Origin of the sequence: Roseateles sp. So40a, assembly GCF_048081605.1 — a bacterium.
GTDB lineage: Bacteria > Pseudomonadota > Gammaproteobacteria > Burkholderiales > Burkholderiaceae_C > Roseateles.
In genome coordinates this window covers 4,803,253-4,826,532 of the sequence record NZ_CP182288.1, presented here as the reverse complement: position 1 = coordinate 4,826,532, position 23,280 = coordinate 4,803,253, and the positions used below count along the sequence as shown (strand labels likewise).

The 23,280-nt window shown below is 62.5% G+C and carries 22 protein-coding genes; 8 read left to right on the top strand and 14 right to left on the bottom strand.

The genetic code is table 11. From position 1 onward, the window contains the following. Positions 1-63 precede the first annotated feature (63 nt). Both ACNI65_RS22005 and ACNI65_RS22000 read left to right on the top strand, forming a co-directional pair. Complete coding sequence (locus tag ACNI65_RS22005) at positions 64-354, top strand: helix-turn-helix transcriptional regulator (protein ID WP_416759391.1); 291 nt, start codon at positions 64-66, stop codon at positions 352-354. Next, on the top strand, positions 344-1,654 hold the full coding sequence (locus ACNI65_RS22000; protein ID WP_416759389.1) for a type II toxin-antitoxin system HipA family toxin: 1,311 nt from the start codon (positions 344-346) through the stop codon (positions 1,652-1,654). Before ACNI65_RS22005 ends, ACNI65_RS22000 begins: the two co-directional genes overlap by 11 nt. A gap of 487 nt (positions 1,655-2,141) precedes the next feature. Here the strand turns inward: ACNI65_RS22000 and ACNI65_RS21995 are convergent, their stop codons facing one another. Then, complete coding sequence (locus ACNI65_RS21995; RefSeq protein ID WP_416759388.1) at positions 2,142-2,498, bottom strand: H-NS family nucleoid-associated regulatory protein; 357 nt, start codon at positions 2,496-2,498, stop codon at positions 2,142-2,144. Between the two features lie 104 nt (positions 2,499-2,602). On the opposite strand from ACNI65_RS21995, the gene ACNI65_RS21990 reads away from it, so the two are divergent. Continuing rightward, positions 2,603-3,370 carry a hypothetical protein gene (locus ACNI65_RS21990; protein WP_416759387.1) on the top strand — a complete coding sequence of 256 codons (768 nt, stop codon included), beginning with the start codon at positions 2,603-2,605 and terminating at the stop codon, positions 3,368-3,370. Between the two features lie 112 nt (positions 3,371-3,482). On the opposite strand, the gene ACNI65_RS21985 is transcribed toward ACNI65_RS21990, so the two are convergent. Next, complete coding sequence (locus ACNI65_RS21985) at positions 3,483-3,731, bottom strand: hypothetical protein (RefSeq protein ID WP_416759386.1); 249 nt, start codon at positions 3,729-3,731, stop codon at positions 3,483-3,485. A 312-nt stretch (positions 3,732-4,043) separates the two neighbouring features. Here ACNI65_RS21985 and ACNI65_RS21980 point away from each other — a divergent pair, with 312 nt between their 5' ends. Both ACNI65_RS21980 and ACNI65_RS21975 read left to right on the top strand, forming a co-directional pair. Then, positions 4,044-4,775, top strand: a complete 732-nt coding sequence (locus tag ACNI65_RS21980; protein ID WP_416759385.1) for a YozE family protein — start codon at positions 4,044-4,046, stop codon at positions 4,773-4,775. Next, entirely contained in the window at positions 4,744-4,977 is a 234-nt protein-coding gene (locus ACNI65_RS21975) for a hypothetical protein (RefSeq protein WP_416759384.1), read from the top strand. The genes ACNI65_RS21980 and ACNI65_RS21975 overlap by 32 nt, the downstream gene beginning before the upstream one ends. Before the next feature lie 479 nt (positions 4,978-5,456). Here the strand turns inward: ACNI65_RS21975 and ACNI65_RS21970 are convergent, their stop codons facing one another. Continuing rightward, positions 5,457-5,720: a helix-turn-helix transcriptional regulator gene (locus ACNI65_RS21970; protein ID WP_091728574.1), complete on the bottom strand. Its 264-nt coding sequence runs from the start codon at positions 5,718-5,720 to the stop codon at positions 5,457-5,459. A gap of 78 nt (positions 5,721-5,798) precedes the next feature. Between ACNI65_RS21970 and ACNI65_RS21965 the strand changes: the two genes are divergently transcribed. Next, a complete protein-coding gene (locus ACNI65_RS21965; protein ID WP_416759382.1) occupies positions 5,799-6,383 on the top strand; it encodes a hypothetical protein in 585 nt (194 codons plus the stop codon). Positions 6,384-6,694: 311 nt separating this feature from the next. Then, positions 6,695-6,949 (top strand): hypothetical protein, encoded by a 255-nt coding sequence (locus ACNI65_RS21960; RefSeq protein WP_416759381.1) that lies wholly within the window; start codon positions 6,695-6,697, stop codon positions 6,947-6,949. 96 nt (positions 6,950-7,045) lie between these two features. Here ACNI65_RS21960 and ACNI65_RS21955 read toward each other — a convergent pair whose 3' ends face one another. Further along, entirely contained in the window at positions 7,046-9,421 is a 2,376-nt protein-coding gene (locus ACNI65_RS21955) for a hypothetical protein (RefSeq protein WP_416759379.1), read from the bottom strand. 424 nt (positions 9,422-9,845) lie between these two features. Between ACNI65_RS21955 and ACNI65_RS21950 the strand changes: the two genes are divergently transcribed. Beyond that, positions 9,846-11,582 carry a hypothetical protein gene (locus ACNI65_RS21950; RefSeq protein WP_416759378.1) on the top strand — a complete coding sequence of 579 codons (1,737 nt, stop codon included), beginning with the start codon at positions 9,846-9,848 and terminating at the stop codon, positions 11,580-11,582. 76 nt (positions 11,583-11,658) lie between these two features. On the opposite strand, the gene ACNI65_RS21945 is transcribed toward ACNI65_RS21950, so the two are convergent. The 10 genes from ACNI65_RS21945 to ACNI65_RS21900 form a co-directional block, all read right to left on the bottom strand. After that, positions 11,659-12,522, bottom strand: a complete 864-nt coding sequence (locus ACNI65_RS21945) for a DNA-methyltransferase (protein WP_416759376.1) — start codon at positions 12,520-12,522, stop codon at positions 11,659-11,661. 130 nt (positions 12,523-12,652) lie between these two features. Then, positions 12,653-13,513, bottom strand: coding sequence for a DUF3883 domain-containing protein (locus ACNI65_RS21940; RefSeq protein WP_416759375.1), 861 nt, complete (start codon positions 13,511-13,513; stop codon positions 12,653-12,655). Further along, the gene (locus ACNI65_RS21935; RefSeq protein ID WP_416759373.1) at positions 13,510-14,964 is read right to left on the bottom strand and encodes an SNF2-related protein; all 1,455 of its coding nucleotides are present in this window, start codon (positions 14,962-14,964) and stop codon (positions 13,510-13,512) included. The genes ACNI65_RS21940 and ACNI65_RS21935 overlap by 4 nt, the downstream gene beginning before the upstream one ends. Before the next feature lie 388 nt (positions 14,965-15,352). Continuing rightward, entirely contained in the window at positions 15,353-15,781 is a 429-nt protein-coding gene (locus ACNI65_RS21930) for a hypothetical protein (RefSeq protein WP_416759372.1), read from the bottom strand. A gap of 51 nt (positions 15,782-15,832) precedes the next feature. Beyond that, positions 15,833-16,177 (bottom strand): copper-binding protein, encoded by a 345-nt coding sequence (locus ACNI65_RS21925; protein ID WP_377154950.1) that lies wholly within the window; start codon positions 16,175-16,177, stop codon positions 15,833-15,835. A gap of 13 nt (positions 16,178-16,190) precedes the next feature. Then, entirely contained in the window at positions 16,191-19,370 is a 3,180-nt protein-coding gene (locus ACNI65_RS21920) for an efflux RND transporter permease subunit (protein ID WP_416759370.1), read from the bottom strand. Continuing rightward, complete coding sequence (locus ACNI65_RS21915) at positions 19,367-20,902, bottom strand: efflux RND transporter periplasmic adaptor subunit (protein ID WP_416759369.1); 1,536 nt, start codon at positions 20,900-20,902, stop codon at positions 19,367-19,369. Before ACNI65_RS21915 ends, ACNI65_RS21920 begins: the two co-directional genes overlap by 4 nt. Beyond that, complete coding sequence (locus tag ACNI65_RS21910) at positions 20,899-22,155, bottom strand: TolC family protein (protein ID WP_416763681.1); 1,257 nt, start codon at positions 22,153-22,155, stop codon at positions 20,899-20,901. Before ACNI65_RS21910 ends, ACNI65_RS21915 begins: the two co-directional genes overlap by 4 nt. Before the next feature lie 53 nt (positions 22,156-22,208). Beyond that, positions 22,209-22,592 carry a hypothetical protein gene (locus ACNI65_RS21905; RefSeq protein ID WP_416759367.1) on the bottom strand — a complete coding sequence of 128 codons (384 nt, stop codon included), beginning with the start codon at positions 22,590-22,592 and terminating at the stop codon, positions 22,209-22,211. Between the two features lie 220 nt (positions 22,593-22,812). Beyond that, a complete protein-coding gene (locus ACNI65_RS21900; RefSeq protein ID WP_416759366.1) occupies positions 22,813-23,157 on the bottom strand; it encodes a DUF305 domain-containing protein in 345 nt (114 codons plus the stop codon). Positions 23,158-23,280: the final 123 nt, after the last annotated feature.

Below are 23,280 nucleotides of genomic sequence, written 5' to 3'. Positions count from 1 at the left end.
CCGTTAATGCATTCTATGAAACGCATAAGCGCAGCGGTTCCCAATCCACCTGCCGTAGCGGACTTGGCTGCTCAACTGGGCAAGCGGATACGCTCGGCCCGCATCCGGCGCAAGCTTCGCCAGCAGGACCTGGCCGACCGAGCCGGCCTCAGCCGCACTGCTATCGAAGCGGTTGAGTCAGGCAAGCTCTCCACCGGCCTGGGAACGTACCTGCAGGCCCTGTGGGCGATGGGCTTGGCCGACGGCCTAGGCTTGGTAGCCGACCCGGGACTGGACCGCGACGGGCTGGCCTTGGAGCTCAACACGCAAAGCATGCGAGTGCAGGTGCAGAGGAAGGTCGACAATGACTTCTGAGCGCGATCAGGTGTACGTTTGGGCTTTTCTCCCGGGCGACGTCGAACCAACGATTTGCGGGCGTCTGACCGTAAGCCGTGAGGCGGGTGGCGCCACAGTGGCGGAGTTCATCTACGGCAGCAGCTACCTGTCTCGTGACGACGCGGTGGCCCTGGACCCAATTCGCCTTCCGCTGGGAAACGCGGTGCAAAGAGCCGTAAGCACGCCACAGGGAGGGGACCCCGACGTGTTCGGCGTCATCGCCGACGCCTGCCCCGATGACTGGGGGCGCTACGTCATCAACCGCCGCCATGGCGAACAGCGCTTCCCGACGGGCTACCTCCTGAGCACCCAGGAGGACCGCGTGGGCAACCTCTGCTTCTCGCGCAACGTCGCAGAAATGCCTGCCATTGGCGAGCCGGCCAACATCGAGTTGCTGGACGACGCCTGGTCAGTGGTGCTGGGCCTGGACACCGGAAAGCCGCTGCCGCCTGACCTGGAGAAACGCGTGCGCGCCAACACCGCGATCGGCGGCGCGCGCCCCAAGCTCACGATCAGCGACGGGCAAACTCAGTGGCTCGCCAAGTTTCCGTCAAGTCGCGATGACAGGCGCTACGCGCAGGCGCGACTTGAGGCGGCAACACTCGACCTGGCCGCCCGGTGCGGCATAGACGCCTCTAAGGCCGAGCTGCGCGAGGTGCGGGCCCACGACGGGCAGGAAGGCGTCGTGGCGTTGATCAAGCGCTTCGACCGCACCCGCCACCCCAAAGGCCGCGGCTGGCTGCGCGAGGCCTACGTGAGCGCACGCACGGTACTAACTTCCGAAGCATCGAGACGCTCCGGGCAGTACATGGGCACCTATCCCGAGCTGGCGAGCCAGTTGCAGCGATGGAGCGGCCATGCCGCCGCCGACCGCTTCGAGCTCTACCGGCGGATGGTCTTCAACTGCTGTGTGTCCAACACCGATGATCACGAGCGCAACCACGGGCTGCTGGCCGACGATGCCGGACACCTCCGTCTTTCGCCAGCATTCGACATCGTGCCGCGTCTGAGTGGCACTAGGCGGCGCGAGCAAGCCATGGGCATTGGCGCCGAAGGCGCCCCGGCGACCGTTGACAACCTGTTGAGCTGCGCGGCCGACTTCGGCATCGGAGCGCGGGATGCGCAGGCGGTCATCGACGACGTTCAGCAGGTCGTCGCGCTGCACTGGAGAAGCTGCCTTCAGGATCGCGGCATGACTGCGGAGGAGGTCGCGCTACTGGCACCCTGTTTTGACGAGCTTCCCCGCGATGGGGTGTCGATCAAGGCCGATCCTGAGTGACAAATCATTGATATCAAACAACTTATCCTTCAAACGCGCTTGTTTTGGTGTCCCGCATTCAAATAGATGCGACTTGGTCGAAATAATTGCGACTGAAGTTCGGCCTGTAGGTAGTTCGCGTCCTCTCGGAAGTCACGGACCTTTGGCCTCTATTTGCAGTCAGCGGATGTGCACGCCCCCAGTGGATGTCTGTGGCGTTGTCGAGGTCTCTCGCCCGTCGCACGACCCTTTTTTGGCGGGAAGTTGCTCGATCGCCTAGATCGCAAACATCGGTTTCTTTTTGCGAAACTTGACTAGCGTTATGGAAAGTTGATTTTCCCGTCGCCGGTAGTTACGAAGCACCCGCGCGGGCGGCAGTTGACTGCCCAGCTTCGACCTGGGATGCCGACGAAGTGGGTGGCGCGGCGGCAATTGGACTGCCGCGAACTTGGAGGAGTGGATCAGCGCTGTGCCTGCCACCGCAAGCGCAGCGCGATCACCTTATGGATCACACCTTAAAGTCTTCTCGCCGGCGTCCTTGCGACTCGTAGTCCGCGAGCCACCTGGGCGCACGTCCGCGGCCGGACCACGTACTGGTCGGATTTGCGGGGTCGCGGTACAGGATCTGCGCGGCGCCGCTGACAGCAGCACTCCTACGTTTGGCGGAAGCAGCGTAGGGCTGCAGCGCCACCATAGCTTCGTCGACCGTAAATCCAGCAGCCTGTACCTTCTTGGCGAAGCCGTCGACGATCACCTTGAGCTCCTCTTCGCGCTTTGCCTCGATCTGCCGCTCAAGTTCCTTGCTCAGCTCTATCAATTCGGCGTACGAGAGCTTGGACACATCAACGTTGGGCATCGAATGCATGGGAGAGTCAATTTGGGCCATATCGTACCCGCGCCACCCGCCGGCACGCACGGAGCCGACCGAGCGGCGGCACCATTCCTTGTTGTGCTTGAAAGGACAGCTACATGAAGATGTTTTCTACCTGCATGGAATGCTTGAAGGAGCTAGGACACCCAAGCTTCGAGCCGATGTACGTTGACTATTACGATGACCGCGTAGGGAGCGTTATGTGCGCGCGCGGCCATAAGAGCCTGCTCATGCTCCAAAGCCAAAAATTCGAAGTGCTTATGGAATCCGGCGCAAATGCGCTGCTTGAGGGTTTCACCCTTGAGGCCTGCAGTAGCTTCGCATCCGCACTCGAGCGTGCGATCGAGTTCGCCTTGCGAGTGCTGTGCACAGCACGAGGCATGTCGTCCGAGGCGTGGACTGCGACGTATAGCGAGATTGCCCGCCAGTCCGAACGGCAACTGGGGGCATTTATCGTCGAGCACACCCTTGCCTTTGGGAGCCCTTACAAGCCTCTGAAGAAACTTGTGGAGATTCGCAATCGGGTCATTCACAAAGGCGAGATTCTTAACTTGAAGGAGGCGTCGGGGTTCTGCGCGCTCGCGTACGAGGAGATCGTAAAAATCATGAGCAGCCTTAAGCACAAGTTTGAGAGCGCGGTCCAGGAGTGCGTCCGACATGATGTCGCGGAGCGGTCAAAGAGTCTTGAGCCAGGCCCGCGGGCACACGCGTCCGGTTGCAGCTTCTACAGTCTCACGTGTGAAATTGATCCAAGGCCATTCAGCGACGCATTGACGCAGCATCGAAAGGCTTTGGAGTTAGTCAGGGGCGCGGAGGAACCGATGCGCGCGCTGTTTGCAGCGTTGGGGGGAACACCCGCCGCGTGACGACGCCAATCCTTTTCGACGACCCTGTCCAGTTGTCTGGACGTACCTAAACGATTTGCAATCCCGGACCGCTTTGAGAGGCGGGGAACTGTTTGCGCCGTAGGAAGTGCGTTCAGCGCTTGCGGTTCGACTGCGCCACGACGGTGGCAGCGAGCGTCTTCGTCGTAGTGGATGACCGCGCGTTGTCGAGCGCACCGCCAGCTTTCGCTTCCGTTTTTGCTCCGGTCTGCGCTGCTGAGCCGGCTTGGCGCAGTGCGGAACCCGCCAGCGAACGCTGCAGCACACTGGCGGAATCGCTCTGCAATGTCTTGCCAGCGAGAGAGGCGACCCGAGGGGACGTCTGCTTGATGTTCTTGCTCATGAAGGCTCCTAACGAGACGGGCTGATGACTGGGATTAAATCCAGTTTTACCACTATAGGTAGTGGGCGATTTGAGTTCAAGGCCCTACATCTAGTGTTTTTACTGACCCAGGCGGCCGCGCAGCCAAGCAGGGTGGCAGGCAAAGTCTGATATCCTCAGTTCATGGCCCGCACGCCGGCCTGCCCGCCCACGAGGCGAAGTCGTATCGACAGCGTGATCTTCAAGATGACGAGACAGGCTTTGACCATCCACTGGTCGCCGCCGGCTCGGTGTGTGGGCGCATCTGAGCTGCCGCGACCGCGGAGTCAAGCCATGACTATGTCCTTCCCTCCCGCCCAACTCGGGCGCTTCCGCCGCGAAGCCAAGAAGCTTGGCCGCGAGGCTTTCATCCCGCACAGCGAAGCGCTGGATCGCATCGCGGTCAAAAACGGCTTTGCTAATTGGTCTTTACTGGCCAAGCACAGCAACAGCGCGGAGGTCCTTCCCTCGCGCGCTCGAACGCCAAAGCCTGAGTCACCTCGCCGCATCCGGTACTACCTGCACGGGGACATTCGTGAAACCGATCCATCGCAGTGCTACTGCGCGCGCTGCGACGTCTTCTGGCCGCACGATCACCTGCTACCCGTCAGCCACCACGCTGATGGGAGGGACGGCGAGCGGTTCCTTCAAGACTTGGCAAGCTGGAACGCGCTGACCAAGGACGAGCGCGGGCTCAACTTTCGGCCTCAAGCGGCTCCCAACATCCTGTCCGCCCTGGCGACGGCCGCGCGCGACGCGCGGGAGGCTGCGCGGTCGCCGTTCCACCGTTGGCTGGACCATCAGCGCCGTCGCAACGATCCGGTCGGTGACTTAGCCAGCGACATCCTTCGCGACGCTGCCTTCCCCATCGGCTTGGCTACCCGTCGCGAGCTCGAAGAACACCTCGACATCTATGGCTCGCATGTGAAGAAGGCACTGCGACAAGCCTGGCGCGAGTTCAAGGGTGGGGATCGTTTGGCGTGGACACGCGCGGATGCACGCGACCGAGCTCAAGATTTCCCGTGAAGAGGCGCAGGAACTGGTCGACGTCGAACCGATTGAACTGACCGGCCACAGCGGCGACGGAACTTACGGCTACGAGTTCGACTTCTCCAGCCACGCCTCGCCGGAGCTGGCCGCAAAGCTGATGCGCAAGCATCGGTCTTTGACCCTCCGGGTGGGTCCCTGGTTCTACGACGGCATCGAGGGCAGCGAGTTGCCGCGCTGACCTTCCAGACCCAAGGCTGGTGGCATGCCGCCGCCAGCTCGAACTTCAATCAAGGGACGGGCCCCACATGACGTGGGACTCGTGCCAAGGATGGCAGATTCGTCTCCGTAGCATTTCTGAGTGGCAGCCCTCGAGCGAGGGAGGTACGTCTTACGTATCGGAAACGTCGGGAAGCATGGAGTCATATGAAAACGCAATCCAGCGGGGACACGTCCCGCCCCTCCCGTTCAAATGTTGCTGAGGGAGAGCCGCTTGTCGTGGCGGTGCTCAAGCTGCTGTCGCCTCGCGTGCGCGAACGATTCTGTTATGTCGCCCTGGCCGTGGGTTTTGCCGTGTTCGTTCTCGGACTCTACTTTGCGCCTGGGACCACGATCACCTGCGCCGGTGCGGCCGCGGTAGGCAGGCTCAGCAGCTGGATCGGGCATTGAACTAGGTCACTCACCGTGTCGCCGCGTTGAGCGCGCGATCACGCGATTACGTCATTGCCGCTGCTCGTGGAACACCGGCGCAAAGAGGTCGCGTATCGGTACCCCAAGGGCCTGAGCCATGCGCTCAATGTTGTCCAGCGACGCATTCCTGCGCAGTCGCTCCACATGAGCGACGAAGGTGCGATGAAGCCCACATTCCAGTGCGAGCGCTTCCTGTGACCACCCCTTTTGTGCTCGCAGCCGGATGAGGTTGAGCGCCAGCTGCTCACGCGCGCTGACGGCAATCTCCTTGGGCTGGTGACGAGGTGTGGACACGTGTGGAAGTCTTCACACCCATCGCCTATACGTCACCCGCTTTTAAGTCACAATCGCCACGCATTCAGTCAAGCGATCATGAACTTCAAAGAAGCTGCGCTCGCCAATGGCCAGAGCATCCGCATTGCCACCATGTCGGGCACCGTGCTCGACTCCTCCGGCTCTACCGGCGCGCCACGCAAAAAAGGCGGATTCTGGTTGCTCGATAGCGAGGGCAAAGAGAGCTTCATGCGCTCCGCCGGCCTTGGCATCGCCGTTCGACCTAGCCATCGCGTCTCTCTCGTGTACGGCGCTCCGTCTGCGCAGGTTGATGGCGTGATGTTTGGCGCGATGAATCACACGACCGGTGAGGTGGCCTGCGACATCATGGTGGCGGGGCAGGCACTTCGGAGTTGGCGACTGGATGTGGCCGAGGGGAAGAGCTTCTTGATCTGGGCTTTCACTTCTTGCCTCGCCCTTGCTCTGCTTGCCTTCGCCTCCCCCGCCACGCGGCTGGACAACAGGATCTTCGCCGCCTTCTGGGGCGCCATCGGTGGGTTCATCCTAGGTAGCGTGGCCTGGTACTTTGTCGGCTTCCGAATTGGCCCACAGGCGCGCCTCGGCGAGTTGGCGGCACAGATCAATGCGCTCGGGGTGGCCGCCCTCCTGCAGGCTGGCGATTGAACCGTCCGGTTTGAGCCACTACCCTTGCCTGGATTCGCCGCCGGCGGGCACCGTGCTCAGGAGGGGCTGCAGTTGCGGTGAAGAGTCCCTTTCGCGGCGTCACTGCTATTCGGATTTCTCGAACCACGTTGGTCGAGCGGATCCAGGAGAAACGCGCCAGCCGCTGCTCGGGCCCTGCTGTCCTAGGACCATGAACTGCCAACTCCCCTGACGCCCCAAGGGAGGCGAGCCGCCACGCCGTCCGTTCATCAGCAACCTTGAGGATGACGCGCTGCTGAAGAGTTGGATGCTGTGAGCCCTAGGAGGCCGCCATGGACTATCCGTTTACCGATCTGGGAACCCACGACGAGTGGCTTGCGTTGGGCCAACGATGGAACAAGCCGCGCCATCCGTTGATCGCGATTTCATCGCTTGACCCACGGACGCTGCTTGGCAAGGAAATTTGCATCTACACCCTGAACACCGACCGCGAGCAGCGGGACTTCGGGCTCGTCAAACCTGTGGGAACCACGACGCCAACGTCAAACACCTATTTTTGGATCCACGGGATCAACTCATATCGCTAGCGGCACTAAGGAGGATCGCCCTCATCGCCATGGCCTGTCGCACAGCGAGTGGGACAAGCGGCCGCCAAAGCTATCTCCGCGGGAAGCCAGCTGGGTTCAGTGGTGCAGTCCGGGGAAGTTGGCCAAAGCGGGGGCGATCCGGTTGACCCGTGTCTGCTCTGCCCAGTGCTTCAGGCTCTGGTCCGCCGACTGCGCAACTTGCCGAAGAGCGATGTCGACGCGACAAAGCAAGGACGTGGACTGACGTGCGATTGCTTCATCAATCCATTGGTCAACGGTGGGTTCCTGTCGCATGAACAACTGGAAGATCGAGAAGGTGATCGCTTCCACGATGCCCGCGGCACTGCACACCATCGAGCCGACACTGGGCACATCATGAGTGGGCACCGCGACGACATCGGGGCTTCCTCCGGGTCTACGAAGAACGACATCAGCGGAACCGACGACGAGAGCGAGCTCATGATCCAGCCGTCCTGCCGCGTCCTCGTTCTCTGCGATGAACGGAACGCCGGCAAGATGAGAAAGGATGAGCCATTGCTCGAGGTGCTCGTATTCAAGTCCCGACGCGTCATCTTCTAGCTGGATGACGCGCTGCTTGCCCTCCTTGACCACTAACATCCTCCCTCCCTCAAGGACTGTCATCTCAATGAGCACTCCGTCGGGATCCAGCGTTAGCACGCTCCTGCCAACTGCCGGCGCGCCCCTTGTCGGCGGCGTGCTCAACAAGCTATCGATCACGTCGTAGGGAAGCTTCCCATTCGTCCCCACAGCATCGAGGACCGCTTGAGCAGCAACGACGTCCCCCAGGTGCAAACAGTTGGCCATGCTGGCGAGCCACGCAGCAGCCTTGCCTGCGTCTTGTTGAGCAGTCTCCGTAAGCTGTTCAGCGAGCACGATGGCCAGTTCGCTCGCCAGCAGTTCTGGCAGGCGAATTGAGATGACTGCATCGCTCGCGTCACTGATCGATTGTTTTGCAAGACCGTGCTCAGATAGCCAACGGAGGTCGTGCACGTCGATGTGCGACAGCAGTACGGCGCGGCGGATGCTGTAAGCCTGGAGCGATCGAAGAATGAGGGGTTTTGGACGCTTTCTGTCCGAAGCTTCGGCCTGCACCGCTCGCGCCACGGCTCGAAAGATTCGCCGAAGCTCAGGATCAGAAAACCGTGTTCGCGCGCGGCGGATCAGATCGAGACTCAGCAAAGGAGGAATGCCAGCGAAGGCCCCTTCGGGCGCCTCTCCAAGTTGCTCCTGAGCCGTGCTCACTAGGGACCGCAGTATCCATGGCTCACGCAACTCAAGTGAGTACTCCGCGCCCTTCATGATTTGGATCCGCCGAGAGGACAACAGCTCAACTGCCCTCGTGAACTCAACGTTGCTCAGAGCCTCCACACGCATGCGAACAGCCCGGCGCCCGATCGTCGAATTGGCACGGGCGTTGAGCTTCTGAGTCAGCGCGTCTGCAGCGGTGTCGTCGAGCGATGCAACGATACCGAGCCCTGCGCCGAACGCCGTTGAGGTAAGGACTTCGATCATTTCGCGCGACGACGTGTCGCTCGGGTCGAGTCCATCGATGACCAGGACGAGGCGACGCTCAGGCTCAGCAGACTGGGAAAGCCTCCTCAGCCAGGCTCGCACCTCGTGCACCGTCAGATCCCAATGGAGTTCGCGGCTGAGTGCATCGGCCACGGCCTGCAGGATGCCCGAGCCAGAACTAGCCTCCACATACAGCGCGGCGAGGTTTTCACTCTCGCTGGTTCGCACGCAAAGTTCGCGCAGCACATTGCTCTTGCCACAAAGCGGATGCCCATCCACCAGAACGAGCTTCTCGCCTGCCAGCAAAGCCTTCTCCAAGCTCTCAGTAACGTCGCGCGGGATCAAGAAGTCGCGAGCAAAAGGGCTCTGGAGATGCTCCTCTGCTGTGCATATCTCCTCAAGCGTCTGATCACTTACCGCGCGTATTGCTTGCATCCAGACCGTGGGCACCAGGCCCATCAACGTTTCCACAGCATTCTTGAGATCCGCGGCGGCGAGCTTTGAAGCGCTTGCGATCAACTGGTGGAACGCCTGCTCAGATGCTTGTGTCGGCAACCACGGCTTGCCCGTGTAGGTCTCGATGAACCTGATGTCCTTGCCATTGGTCACGACCACCAGCGGCGGCATCGCAGTCAAAAGGCGCGCGTAGGACAGGCCTTGCGCGTCGTCATCCTCAGTGAGCTCGATGCCCTCCCGTTTAAGTTCCAGAACGGCCAGCGGATCGTTCCCGCTGTAGAGGATCACGTCCGACCGCCCCTTTACCCACTCCCTCTCCTGGTCCCCAACCATGATTCTTCGACCGCCGAAGGTGAACGAGAAGCTTGTCTGATGACGGACTGCCCCTGAAGGTAGCCACGGGAAGGCCAACGCGATCGCGCCATGAATGGCAGCTTCCAGATCAGATTCGGTGGACGTGGTGGTCAGTTGTTTGGAGGGCATGCAGAGTTCGCTCAGGCGAGATGGATGAGTCTTCCAGAGGCGTCCATTCTTGGGCCAACGAGACGCATGCTCGTGGGCAAATTTCTCAAGAATCGTGTGAGCTGTTCAGCCGCCGCGCGACATTCCTGTGCTTCGATGCGCTGCGTCCCGATATCCCGCAGCACCATGCTGCAGCGGATCGTTCTTTTCCGAGAGCAGCGCTGGAGGCGGCCTCCAACCGATTCGAGCTCTACGGCGACATTGAACCAGAGCGAGCTGGAGTCGAGCTGACGCAGGAATTGCGCGAGCAAGCTCGGGGAAAAGCCGTGCCTCGAAATCATGACGGCGGCGCTATCCTCCGAAGCAGAGCGGCAAGAGGGAGATTGCGCTCGCCCTAGATTGGGCCACCAGGGAGGCCCTGCCTAATACCTATTAGAGGAAAATCGTGGCAAGTAAACCGAGTTCGAACTCGTCAAAATCCAGCGGTAGCGGGAAAACCGCCACCAAGAAAACTCAGACTTCAGCCAAAGCAAAGAGTGCGACTGGCGCCAGCGCGCAAAAATTAGCTGTCAAAACTCCACCATCTAAGTTGCGACAGATTTTCGAAGGGGCCGGATTCAAGCATGTGAACGCCGACAACATCCATTTTAAAGTCGACGACCGAACCGGGGAAATCGATCACATCTTTGTTTGGGAAAACGTAGTCGTCCTGTGCGAGGAGACAACAGAAGCGCACCCCACCGGCCACTGCACCAACAAAATATTCTTCCACAACAAGATTGCTCAAAATCCGGCGGCATTCTGGACAAAATACACAGTATTAAATCCAGCATTGCCACAGTCAATTGGTGACGAGTATGCCTTCGCCGACCTGGAAATTCGGCACGTCTACTTTTCTGAAAAGGCAGATGTCTCACCGCTGGGAGACTCTGCGCCGCTCAAAATCTTGACGCGTGCTCAAGCAGAGTATTTCGCGTCCTTGGCGCAAACGATTCAGCGTTCCGCCAAATACGAATTATTGAAGTATCTGGACGTGAAATTAGCGCAGATCGGAGAGGCGCGCACTGCCGGGTCGGAAGTGGCATTGAACACCTTCTCCGCATTTGCCCTACCGGCCGCGCACACGAGCTATCCAACTGGCTTCGCGGTAGTCTCGTTTTACGCGGATCCCATGGCATTGATCCAGCGCGCTTATGTGATGCGAAGAGATGGGTGGGAAGACCCAGACCTTTCCTACCAACGATTTGTCAGAGCGGAAAAACTTCTCGAGATGCGCGGGTATCTCGCCGACAACGGCAAAGTATTTATCAACAACTTGGTGGTGACTTTGCCGCCGACGGCATTGATTACCGCAAAGGATTCGGTGCACGCCATCGATGTCAATTCTCTGGCGGCAAAGAGTTCCGTTAATTTGCTGCTGCCTCTAGAGCTTGGAACGGTCGGAATCGTGGACGGGCAACATCGAATCCTGTCCTACTATGAAGGGTCCGATGCCACGGAACCAGCAATTAAGAAGCTCCGGGGTAGACAAAACTTGCTGGTGACGGGAATCATTTTCCCACCGTCTTACACGCCGGAAATGCGCGCGAAGTTTGAGGCGGAGATATTCCTCGGGATCAACGATAACCAGACGACGGTTCACACGCAGCTGCGACAAGATCTGCAGCGGCTCATCAACCCGGAAACTCCTTTGGCCATCGCGAGATCGATCATTTTGCGGTTGTCCAAGGACGGGCCACTGAAGGGAAAACTCCAGATGTCCCAATTTGATCCGTCAGACTTGATTTCCTCCGGATCGTTGGGTCCGTATGTAGTCAAGACGCTTATCCGGCGGAGCGGCCCTTTATACAAGGCATGGGATAGCGCTGGCGCGCGCGACTTCACGAATGCGCAGGACCGACAAGACTTCATCGACTTTTGCGTCACTCAGCTGCGGGAGTTGCTCTCCGCCGCAGCGAGTCTCTTGAAGAGTCGCTGGGCCTCAGTGCCGAATAAAGGTGTCCTGTCGACTACCGCTGTAGGCGGACTAATCCTGCTGCTGGAGCACTTTCTCAAGGAGGGCAAGCCCCTGTCCTCCATCAACTTCAAGAAGCGGATGGCAAACATCACCACCTTTGCATTCGACGAATACACGGGCAGCAGTTGGCGCAAGCTGGCAGAAGATCTGCACGCGGCGCTTTAAGGCCATCGGGCGGCCATCGGCCTAGCCATCAATAGCCAGCAGTTGGCGCAAGGTCGGCTTCAGAAGCCGGCCTTCTTCAAGCCAGCACAACTTCCAGCATGGAATCCGACGACGCAAAATTCGGAGGACGTCGCCCCACAATAGACGTCGGGCTAGGTTGATGGACCGCACGGTCCACGGGCCGAAAGCGAGCCACGCCGGCCTGCGCATCCTTGATGCGCGACTTGCCCACGTTGACGTAGTCTTCCTCAAGTTCGGCGCCGAGGAAGACCCGCTGCTCCAGCACCGCAGCGACTCCACTGGAGGCAACTCCGCAGAACGGATCCAGCACCACGTCGCCAGGCTTGGTCAGTGCGCGCACGAGGCGCTGGACCAGCGCGACGGGGAACTGGCACGGATGTTCCGTCTTCTCCACGTGGTTGGAATTGACGTTAGGGATGTCCCACACATCCCCAGGATTTTTCCCCGCTGGGTTGCCGCTCGGTTGACCCTTCTTGGGCCCGCTGGTGTGTTGCTTCCCCGGATACTTCTGGGGCACGCGTACGGCGTCCAGATCGAACGTGTAGTCGTCGCCCTTCGTGAACCAGAGCACCGTCTCGTGGCGGCCGCTGAAGCGGGTGCGACAGTGAAGACCGTGTCCGAACGTCCAAGCAATCCGGTTGCGCAGCTTCATCCCATCGATGCGCCGCATGATGTCGTAGACCAAGTAATCCAACGGCGTGGAAACGCCGTCCTGAACGTGCAATCCCACCTGCCAGCACAGGCTGCCGCCAGGCTTGAGCAGTCGGCAGGCTTGCGGAAGGATGAGTTCGTGATTGGTGACAAACTCTTCGATGCCATCGCTGCGCCGCTCGTACGCCTTGCCCATGCAATAGGGCGGTGATGTGACGATGAGGTCCACCGACTCTTCGGGCAACGCGGCAAGCAGTTTCTCGCTCATGCCCTGAAAAAGGGCCGCGGAGCCAGCCGCGGGCGACGCAGCAAGCCAGTGCGCTGCACGGCCTGCAGTCTGGTAGGTGGATACCGTCGGCGATGCGACGGGAGCAGTAGATCTCTTCATTTGCTTCGGATCATAGATCTCCGCAAATCGGGGAGCAACCGTCCGGTGAAATCGTGGCAATTTCCCATCGACCAACACCTGCGTCGTTCGGCACGTGCGGGCGCAGTTGATCCCAGGTGAGCTCGACCAAACGGGCCTCGTGCATGATCCAACAATGTAGAACCCATGCGTCTGGGCTCCGGGAACCTACCTCCCACTCGTTTCGGGAGAGGAAGACCACGGGAGGCGTCGCGCGGCTCGACTTGACCTCGATGTACTTGGGTGCGATTTGACCGCCCCGCTGGCACGATGACAGGATGTCATAGCCCGCAGCGTTGTTGTCGAGTGCGACCCACACTGGTGGTTGCGCTCCTCGGATTGCGGCACAACGTCGGCGCTCCACCTCGAGCGAGAGGCGCTCGGCCTTGCGAGCAGAATCCATCCGTTCCAACGCATTCCAGCCCCGCGCCAGCTGCGCAAGCTGGTCCAACAGTTCGACCGCCTGGTCGTCTGGATGGCCGTCAAGAAGGCCGGCTCGCGCAAAGCATCCACGCGCGTCGACATCAAGCACGGATTCGAGGAGCATCCGCCCCCGTGGGATAACGCTCAACCAAGATGGCCGCTCCAACTTGGCCACAGCGCCAATCAACGCCCTGTAGCTTGCCTGCGGGCCGTTCGGCGTCGGCCCAATTTTCTTCAGCACGTCCGCGGCGGCCTCGTAGTCGAAGCCAGATCCGACGTAAGCGGTGCGTTGTTTGGCAATTTCCTCTTCGGCAACGAACAGCGAATCAGCATGCAGCCGCGCGCTAAGCCGCCGCCACCCGTCAATCACCGACGGGCGCAGCCAGCGCATATCGGGAGCGCGGGCCGAATCTCGGCCCGCATTGATCATTCCAACCCCTCCTCATCGAGTGAACTGCTCGGCGATTCGATTTCGCAGATCAAGTCATCCACGTCGCGCCAGTCGATCGAGTCTTCAATGCTCGCGCCCATCGCCTCTTCGTCGAGTGCTAACTCATGGAGGTCCGGATCCCCCAAGAGTTGCTCCATGTTCCGAATCTTCTCGCCAAGTCTGCGAGCCACGGACAAGTCAATGGAGCCGACATCGGCAGGGAGTCTATTTTCGAGGACGTGCACACGTGTCGTCGTGTTCGGCGGCATGTCGAGCCGGTGAATGCGATCGATGGATTGCAGGTAGTGCGTCGCGTTGTAGCTTCGATCAACGTATATGGCGTCATGACAAACCTTGTGCAGGCTCATCCCTTCAGAAGCGGCTGCAGGGTTGGCAAGCATCACCAAACATTGGGCATCGGTCTTAAATCTGCGGATCTGACCCTGGCGCGAATCGGGATTCTCTTCGTCCCCGACGGTGGTCGAACCATCGATCACCGCGGGTGCGAGATCCTGCAGCAGGTCTTTCAGCTCGTTCAACGAGCTGCGGAAGTTGGTCCAAAGCAACGATTTGCGGCCCTGCGCAGCGAGCGCTCGAGCCAGATCCGCAGCAGCCCTCAGACGGGCTGATGGACCTTCTGCCATCACGCGGTCGAGCAGCTCTTGCTGCTCCGGGACAAGCGCGTCGGCAAATTGCTTGGCCACGAGCAACGGATTAACAGCAGCAAGTAGTAGCTTCAGGACTGAACGGCGAGCACGTATCAGTTCAACTGCTGAGCGACCGCGACGCAACGCGCTTGCCTGTGCATGCACGTCCTTGGAGAGCACGCCGTAGAACGCCAAGTGCGCGTCGGTTAGATCGACACGTACTGGATGGCGCTCGCGAGGGCCAAGTCCAAGCTCTTTCTTCGTGGTGCGCACGTAAAGGCGCCCGAGTACATCACGCGGGTTCTCTCCGTTTCCGATGCGGACACCCAAACCTGAACCGGGCCAGAGAAAGTCCAGTTGCGATTGGAGATCCGCAGGCCGCTGCGGCATCGGCGTACCGGTGAGGATGTCACGGCGTATGGGCATTGATGCGATTCTCAAAAGGGCGCTGCCGCTTCTGGTGGCGGAGCCCGCCTTCATCCGATGTGCCTCATCAAGCACGAGATGCACGCGTTCCCTTGAAAGCAGTTCTTCAACGATCGGCAAGACCCTGATCAGCTGGCCGTACGTGATGAGCAGCCGCTTGGGTTGACTCTTCAGCGCCTCAAGGATGCGCGCCTCACCATCCACAAGTTGGACGAATGGCGTTCGAACGCTGGGGCTCGCCGACGGCAGTAGGCATTCGTCGATGACCTCTTCCCAGGCCATGAACGCGTTGCGCGGAGCGACGACCAACAGTCGGTCCGTCTCGCCAGCAAGCAGGTGTAGCGCAAACGTGACCGTCGTCTTCCCAGCGCCGGGCACCGAAAAGTTCGCGCCGTTAGGCAGCGAGAGAAGGGCTCGGAGATTTTCCGATTGGTACTGAGCGTGACTTCGTCTGGTCCGTCATCAGCAACGCTTGCGACATCCGTCCCATGACAGTCACTCCAAGCAGCCGCGGACGGTCTTCAAGGGACTTGCTGGGCGGGGGCAAGAGTAACCGAAGGTTTGAAACTCGACCTATCCGAGGTTTGCTCTCCCCTTATGTCGGGGATCGAAGTACCGGTTTTCTATCGCCGCCGCGTGATCTGCCCATGCGTACAAATCTCTCAGCGATGGTTACGCCGTGAATCTGTATCGGTTTCGATTCGAGCCGCCAATAATGGGGCCGTCGGAGCCTTTGCATATTCGCAGCATGACGACGCGCTCCGATTCAATGCACGATCGGTCCCATCGCCGCCGCAACGCGCCAAGCAGACGATCGACGCAGTGCTTCCTTGACGACATCGGGATCCGGCTCAAGGTCCTCGCTCAAGTCCACGCTGAACAGGCGACAGTGCAGGGCCTGAGCGCAAATGCAGATGTCGCGCACGAAGCGATCTGAATCCTTGACTCTTGCGTCGAGTCTGGCGATCACCTCCAGCTCGCCATTTCCCCAGAGTCGAACCTCGACACGGTGGCCCAGGTCGGTCCCATAGATGCGCCAGCCGGCGAACGACATGTTGCTGCCCAGTCCTTCGACGAGCATCTCCAACACGTCGGCCTGCTCGGTGAGGGCTAGGCGCCCAGCGGCACGCTCGACAAGCTCAACACCTTGTTGGCTACCCAGCGAAAGCGGCAGCACCGCGGCGAGCTGGTCCACGGCAGCTTGTCTGCCTTGTTGATGAGCACGCCAAGTGCCACCAAATTGAGATCAGCGCCGCTTGAGCTCCGTCACCGTCGCCTTGCCCTTGATCATTTCGGCCTGGAACTCGACTTGATCGCCGACCTTGAGACCGTCGAGCAGCTTCTTCTCTGCAACGTCAAACCCCATGGTCATCCCCGGCATCGCGAGATTGGGAATGTCGCCATGCCGCAGGACGACTTGGCCCTTGGCGAGGTCGACCTTGCGCACCTCGCCCTGCACCAGGGGCATGGCGGCCGACGCAGCGTTCTTGCTCGGCATCGGCATGGACATCGTGCCAGACGAGCCCTGAGCATGAGCCTGCATCCCGGCGAGGGCGAACAGCGCGGTGGCAAGCATGTTGATGGTCTTCATCGATGAAACTCCTTCAGAGTTGCGTGGGTTGGACAGGTGAAACGATGGGAGGCGAGTCGGAGACTTGCGGCGCCGCGGTGCGTCGACGCCGTAGCAGGTACCAGGCGGCCGGAACGACGAGCATGCTGAGCAGCGGTGCCGTGACCATGCCGCCCACCATCGGCGCGGCGATGCGCCCCATGACTTCGGATCCCGTCCCGCTGCCGAGCAGGATGGGCAGCAGTCCCGCCATCACCACGGCGACGGTCATCGCCTTGGGTCGCACGCGCAGGACGGCGCCTTCGCGGATTGCCGCGAGCAGCGTGGCATCGTCGTCCGGCTCGCCCGCCGCCAAGCGCTGCGCATGCGCGTTCTTGAGGTAGACCAGCATGACCACGCCGAACTCCGCCGCCAGGCCGGCCAAGGCGATGAAGCCCACGGCGGTGGCTACGGACACCGCATGGCCGAGCGCCCACACCAGCCAGAAGCCGCCCACGAGCGACAGCGGCACCGCCGCCATCACGAGCAGCGCGTCACCCGCCGAGCGGAACAGGAGGTAGAGCAGCACGAAGATCACGACCAAGGTTGCCGGCACCACCACCTTCAACCGTTCGGTGGCGCGCTCCAGGTACTCGAACTGACCGGACCATGACAACGCATACCCCGCCGGCAGAGCCAGGCGCTGCGTCACTGCCGATTGCATGTCGCGAACCACCGAGCGCAGGTCCCGTCCGCGGACATCGACGTACACCCAGCCGGACAGCCGGGCGTTCTCGCTGCGCAGCATGGGCGGCCCCTCTTCGACAGTCACGCGCGCCACGTCCTGCAGCAGCACGGTCGCGCCCTGGTCTGTCACGAACGGCAACCGGCGCAGTCGCTCCAGCGAATCCCGGATCTCTCGCGGGTATCGAACGTTGATGGGGTACCGCTCGCGTCCCGCGATCACCTCGCCGACGTTCTCGCCGCCGATGGCTGTCGAGACGATGGCCTGCACCGCGGCCACGGACAGTCCATACCGCGCCGCGGCCGCGCGATCGACATCGACATCGATGTAGCGGCCGCCCGTCAGCCGCTCCGCCAACGCGGACGACACGCCGGGCACTGGCTTGACGGCCGATTCGATCTGCGTCGTCAGCCGGTCCAACGTGGCCAGGTCGGGACCGGACACCTTGATGCCGACGGGGCTCTTGATGCCGGTCGCCAGCATGTCGATACGGTTGCGGATCGGTGGCACCCAGACGTTGGACAAGCCGGGGACCTTGACGACACGGTCCAGTTCCTCGGTGAGCTTTTCCGGCGTCATGCCAGATCGCCACTGCGCGCGCGGCTTGAAGCGGATCGTCGTCTCGAACATCTCCAGCGGCGCCGGATCCGTCGCGGTGTCCGCGCGACCGGCCTTGCCGAAGACACGCTCCACTTCGGGCACCGTCTTGATGAGCCGATCGGTCTGCTGCAGCAGTTCCGCCGCCTTGGACGCGGACAGCCCGGGCAGCGCCGAGGGCATGTACAGCAGATCGCCCTCATCCAGCGGCGGCATGAACTCCCCGCCAAGTCTCATCAGCGGCACCGCCGTCATCGCCAGCACCAGCGCCGACGCCACCAGCGTCGCCTTGGGGAATCGCAGCACGGCCTCCAGCGCCGGCCGGTAGATCGCGATGAGCAGCCGGTTGATCGGATTGGCGGTTTCCCTCGGGATGCGGCCCCGGATCAGATAGCCCATCAGCACGGGCACAAGCGTCACGGACAGGCCGGCGGCCGCAGCCATCGCATAGGTCTTGGTCAGCGCCAGGGGCGAGAACAGCCGCCCCTCCTGCGCCTCCAGCGTGAACACCGGCAGGAAGGACAGCGTGATCACCAGCAGCGAGAAGAACAGCGCCGGGCCGACCTCGACGGCGGCCTCGGTGATCAGCGCCCAGCGCTCGGCGATACAGGCCGGCCGCCCCTGTCGCGCCTCGAAGTGCTCCAGATGCTTATGCGCGGCTTCGACCAGCACCACGCTCGCGTCGACCATCGCGCCCAGCGCGATCGCCACGCCGCCCAGGCTCAAGATGTTGGCGCTCAGACCCTGCCAATGCATCACGATGAAGGCCGTCAGCACCCCCACGGGCAAGGTCACGACCGCGACCAGCGCGGAGCGCAGGTGGAACAGGAACACCGCGCAGACCACCGCCACGACAATGAACTCCTCGATGAGCTTGTCGCGCAGATGGTCGACCGCGCGATCGATGAGGGTCGACCGGTCGTAGGTCTCCACGATCTCCACACCCGGCGGCAGACCCGGCTTGAGTGCGGCGATCCTGGCCTTGACCGCCTCGATCGTCGTACGGGCGTTCTTCCCCGAGCGCATGACGATCACGCCGCCGGCGACCTCGCCCTCGCCGTCCAGCTCCGCGATGCCGCGGCGCATCTCGGGACCGACCTGCACGAAAGCAACCTCCCGCAGCATCACCGGCGTCGCCCGGGCGACGCGGATCGGGATGTCGCGGAAGTCGTCCAGCGACTTCAGGAAGCCGCGCGACCGCACCATGTACTCGCTCTCCGCCATCTCCACGACGGAGCCGCCCGACGCCTGATTGGCGTTGCGCAGCGCGGCCAGGATGGCCTCCTGCGTCACGCCGAGCGCGCGCATCCGATCCGGATCGAGCACGACCTGGTACTGCCGGACCATGCCGCCCAGGCTGGCCACTTCGGCCACGTCCGGCACCGTCTTGAGCTCGAACTTCAGGAACCAGTCGTTGAGCGCGCGCAGTTGCCCGAGGTCGTGCGCGCCCGTGCGATCGACCAGGGCGTATTCGTAGATCCAGCCCACGCCGGTCGCATCCGGACCCAGCACCGCGGTGGCCCCCGGCGGCAAGCGTCCCTGCACCTGACCGAGCGCCTCGCTCACCCGGGATCGGGCCCAGTACGGGTCGGTCCGATCGTCGAAGAGCACGTAGACGAAGGAGTCGCCGAAGAAGCTGTACCCGCGGACGGTCTTCGCGCCGGGGACGCTGAGCATCGTCGTGGTCAGCGGGTAGGTGACCAGGTCCTCGACCACCTGCGGCGGCTTGCCCGGGTAGCTGGTTCGCACGATGACCTGTGTGTCCGACAGGTCGGGCAAGGCGTCCACCGGCGTGCGTGCGACGGACCACAGGCCCGCGGCGACCAGCATTGCGGTGGCAATGAGCACCAGGAAGCGGTTGCCGATGGACCAGCGGATGAGCGCGGCGATCATGGCGCGCCTCCGATCCTGCGCACCGACACGAGTTCCCACTCCATGGGGCCGCCTTGCCTGAACTCGATACGGACCTTGTCGCCGGGCTTCACGTCGGCGAAGGCATGGGGATCAGGCTTACTGAAGCCCATGGTCATGCCAGGCCACTTCAGGGCCGGCACGGGGCCGTGCGACAGGGTGATGCTGTCGGCATCGATGCTCTCGATCGTGCCCTCTGCGCGATACGTGGTCGCGGCGACAGCGGATTTCGGCGTTGCGACAGGGCCGGAAGCCATCGACGCCATAGAGGCGGAAGGCACGGCCGGCGCCGCGCTCATCGTCCCCAGCGAGGACTTCAAGTTCGCCTCGGAATCGATGAGGAACTGGCCGCTGGCCACCACCTCCTCACCGGGACGCACCCCATCGAGGACCTCGACGTCGTTGCCCAGATCCACCCCCAGCTTGACCTCCCGCGGCTCGAAGGTGCCGCCCTGTTGGCGAACGATGACGACGGCGCGTGCTCCGGTGCGGATCACGGCCTCGGCGGGCACAACGAGCCGTGATGCGGTCGCGCCAGCGATCCGCAGGCGCAGCAGCATGCCGGGCACCAGCTTCCCGCTCCGGTTGTCGACCTCGAAGCGCGCCTGCAGCGTGCGCGTGTCGGCATTGACCTGCGGAAGGATCTCTTTCAGTTCGCCGTTGAACACCTGTGCGGCGTCGGACTGCAGCGTCACGCTGACCTTCTGGCCGCGAGCCAGGTGGACAGCCTGGACCTCCGGCACCTCGACCACAGCCCACACCCGTTCCAGCCCGGCGATGCGAAAGAGCGTGGTTCCTGCCGCCACCGCCACACCTTCGCGAACGCCCAACTCCGCCACCACGCCGCTCGCGGGCGCATCGAGGGTGAAGCGCGCCTGGGCCGTTCCTGCCTCCTCGCTGTGCCGAACCAAGGTCTCGGGAATGGACATCGCCTTCAGGCGATCCCGTGCAGCTGCGATCAGTTCCGGCGCGGCGCCGGCACGCTTTAGCGCGAGCAGTTCGTTCAGGGGTCCCAGCCAATCCGGCGCGAAGATCGTGGCGAGCGGCTGCCCCTTTTGCACCGTGGACATGGGCGCCCGCACAAGCAGGCGTTCGACGTAGCCCGCGACGCGCGTCTGCACGGCGACGTTGAGCCTCTCATCGAACTGCACCGCGCCGACCGCGTCGAACGACGACGACACGTCGGCCATCTTCGCGGCGACTGTGCGTACGCCCAGGTTCTGCTGCACCGTGGCGCCGATCTTGACGCCGGCGTCCGCGGCTTCGTCGGCGTACACCGGCACCAGCTGCATGTCCATGAACGGGGACTTGCCAGGCTTGTCGAATCGGCGCCCCGGCACCATGGGGTCATGCCAGTACAGCACCTTGCGAACATTCTCGCCGGGAGAGGCCGCTGCGAGTCGCCCATCGTGCATGGGGGCGGAGCCGTTGACCGCTCGTCCCAGGTAGAAGCCACCCAGCGCCAGCGCGACGCCGATCGCCACCAGCGAAACAACGATTGCTGCGCGCTTCATGGACGGTCTCCTTCGAGGCTGGCTTTGAACGCGAGCGACGCTTGCGCCCTGGCCAGATCGCGCTGGAGCGCAAGGAGCTTGCGCCGCGCCTCCAGTTCGGCGTGGCGCGATTCGAAGAGCGTGGTCAGCGGCACCTGGTTCGAACGATAGGCGGCCATTGCCACGGCGGTGCGCTGCTGCGCCGGCAGGACGACCGCCGTCCGATAGCGGTCCACGCGTCCGGCCAGGCGCGCCGCTTCGGCGGCAAGCATGCGGTACTCGCCGGTGGCCATGCGGGTCGTCTCCGCGAGCTGTGCCTCAGCCTTCTCCGCGAGGGCGAGCTTGGCCGCGAGCTCGCGGTCCTGGCGTTGCGCCGGCGCAATTGCGAGCGGGATGCTGATGCCCACCGACACCATGTCCGGATAGCGCGACCGCTGTCCGTAGCTCACCTCCCAGGACCAGTTCGGGTGGCGATTTGTTCGCGCCGACTCGGTGTCCGCGCGAGCCAGATCGACATCCCGCTCCGCAGCGATGACGGCAGGATGATTCGCAACGTACGCGGACTCGGTGGGCGCCAGCAGCGCCTCCGGCGCGGCCAGGTCATCGACGGAAGCTCCGATCCAGCGTGTCAACGCGACACGCGCCACTTCCAATTGCTGACGCGCCTCGGCGGTCTCGTCTTCCGCCATGCCGCGCGCACCGGACAGTCCAAGCACTTCCTGGCTGGTCGCCGTGGCCGAAGCGAGCCGCGCGCGGGCGGCCTCCAGCTCATCATGGGCGTGATGTTCCGCCTCCGTCACCAGGTCCAAGGCAGAGCGCGCGAAGTAGACGTCCAGGAACGCCAGCCCGGTCTGCAGGCGTACGTCGGTCTGCGACGCCCGCGCGACGGCGGCCTCGCGTTGGACTGCGGCATCCACGACGGCTTGTCGCGCAGCGCGTTTTCCGGCGGACAGCCATTCCTGGGAGATGCCGACACGCTTCATGGTCATCGAATCCCGGCCGCTGAAGCGGTCGCTGCCAGAAACGGGCAGGTTGTCGATGCCCGCGCGCAGCACGGGATCCGGCAGTTGGGCGGCGACGCGCGCGGACTCGACCGCGCTTGCGACGCCGGCCCGGGCGGACCGGGTGGCTTCCGATCGCTGGACTGCCAGTCTCATGGCCTGGTCAAGCGTGAGAGGGGCGCCCTGACTAAGCAGGGGCAGCCATGCGGCAGCCAAGGCGGCGGCGCGCAGGGTGATTCTTGGGTTCACAAGAGCTCCGAAGACGAACGACATCAAGGCCGGGTGGCGGATATGCCGCACCGGCGCCGGTCAATCGACGGAGCTGATCAGACTCGGAGTCTGAGCGTGGAAAGGAAAAGCGGATCGGGCGGAGGTCGATCCTCGGCCGGCGTCGTCACCGAAGCCGTCAGTCGGCCGTCGTCGCCGACGTCGAAGGTCAGCTCCAGGATCGACACCACTAGGGCCGGCGCGAGAGTCGGCAGCTTGATGGGCTCGAACGACTGGGGCGTGTTGGACGAGTGCTCCGCGCACAGCGCGGGCTGGTCCATGTCCATGCCTTCGCACGGCGTGCCGGACGCCACCATCTCGGCCATCGCCGCCATGTCCTGCTCCTGCGGGCAGACGTAGTTGGCCAACGCCAGCTGCGAGAACAGCAGCGACAACGCCACGTAGCACGTGACGGTCAGGCGGTGGGCAAGGCGGAGAAGCATGATCGTCTAAGTGTAGTAGCAACCTTTGCATGGCCGCACGCGACCCACCATGGGGCCCCTTCAGCTCAGCGTGCAGATGCCGCATGGACGGCTCGTACTCTCTTCCGTTCACGCTTCAACGTGCCCGGCCAACAGGTGCGCACGCCTGGACGTCTGCCCACGGAGTGGCTGGAGCGCCTCATCTTGTTTGCCCTCGTCGGCCGGGCTCTCCCGACTTGGGTCACCGATGGTGCTGCTGCATCCAAGCATCGAGCTGCGCGATCTCCTTTGTCTGGTCGTCGATGATCTTCTGGGCCATCGTCTTCAGGGGCGCAGATCTTCCTTGCTGGACTTGAACCTTCGCCATCTCAAGCGCCTGTTGATGATGCATTTTCATCATCATGGCGAAGTCCATGTCGGTATCACCGCTGAGCTTCATCCCTTGCATCGATCGCATGCCCGCGTCCATCGACTTCTTGAGTTGTTCCGAAGCGGGGTTCGACGACTGCGCAAAAGCGGCAGCGGCGCTCAAGGCGGCGGCGATCGCGATGAGACCGAGCTTGCGAAAAACGTGGATTGAGTTCATGAGGCGCTCCTGCGAAAAGGTTGAAGGACCAGCCCGATCACGATGTGAAATGGCTGGCTCTCAAGGGCAAGAGGCAATCCCAATGCTAGGGCGCATGCCAGTCCATGACAGCTTCGTAATGGT

Coding starts and splice junctions, on each gene's coding strand:
- ACNI65_RS21905 (WP_416759367.1), bottom strand. CDS start 22,592: ATGCTTCTCCGCCTTGCCCACCGCCTGACCGTCACGTGCTACGTGGCG.
- ACNI65_RS21985 (WP_416759386.1), bottom strand. CDS start 3,731: ATGAGCAAGAACATCAAGCAGACGTCCCCTCGGGTCGCCTCTCTCGCT.
- ACNI65_RS21955 (WP_416759379.1), bottom strand. CDS start 9,421: ATGCCCTCCAAACAACTGACCACCACGTCCACCGAATCTGATCTGGAA.
- ACNI65_RS21920 (WP_416759370.1), bottom strand. CDS start 19,370: ATGATCGCCGCGCTCATCCGCTGGTCCATCGGCAACCGCTTCCTGGTG.
- ACNI65_RS21975 (WP_416759384.1), top strand. CDS start 4,744: ATGCACGCGACCGAGCTCAAGATTTCCCGTGAAGAGGCGCAGGAACTG.
- ACNI65_RS22000 (WP_416759389.1), top strand. CDS start 344: ATGACTTCTGAGCGCGATCAGGTGTACGTTTGGGCTTTTCTCCCGGGC.
- ACNI65_RS21900 (WP_416759366.1), bottom strand. CDS start 23,157: ATGAACTCAATCCACGTTTTTCGCAAGCTCGGTCTCATCGCGATCGCC.
- ACNI65_RS21910 (WP_416763681.1), bottom strand. CDS start 22,155: ATGTCGTTCGTCTTCGGAGCTCTTGTGAACCCAAGAATCACCCTGCGC.
- ACNI65_RS21925 (WP_377154950.1), bottom strand. CDS start 16,177: ATGAAGACCATCAACATGCTTGCCACCGCGCTGTTCGCCCTCGCCGGG.
- ACNI65_RS21980 (WP_416759385.1), top strand. CDS start 4,044: ATGACTATGTCCTTCCCTCCCGCCCAACTCGGGCGCTTCCGCCGCGAA.
- ACNI65_RS21945 (WP_416759376.1), bottom strand. CDS start 12,522: ATGAGCGAGAAACTGCTTGCCGCGTTGCCCGAAGAGTCGGTGGACCTC.
- ACNI65_RS21940 (WP_416759375.1), bottom strand. CDS start 13,513: ATGATCAATGCGGGCCGAGATTCGGCCCGCGCTCCCGATATGCGCTGG.
- ACNI65_RS21965 (WP_416759382.1), top strand. CDS start 5,799: ATGAACTTCAAAGAAGCTGCGCTCGCCAATGGCCAGAGCATCCGCATT.
- ACNI65_RS21915 (WP_416759369.1), bottom strand. CDS start 20,902: ATGAAGCGCGCAGCAATCGTTGTTTCGCTGGTGGCGATCGGCGTCGCG.
- ACNI65_RS21990 (WP_416759387.1), top strand. CDS start 2,603: ATGAAGATGTTTTCTACCTGCATGGAATGCTTGAAGGAGCTAGGACAC.
- ACNI65_RS21995 (WP_416759388.1), bottom strand. CDS start 2,498: ATGCATTCGATGCCCAACGTTGATGTGTCCAAGCTCTCGTACGCCGAA.
- ACNI65_RS21960 (WP_416759381.1), top strand. CDS start 6,695: ATGGACTATCCGTTTACCGATCTGGGAACCCACGACGAGTGGCTTGCG.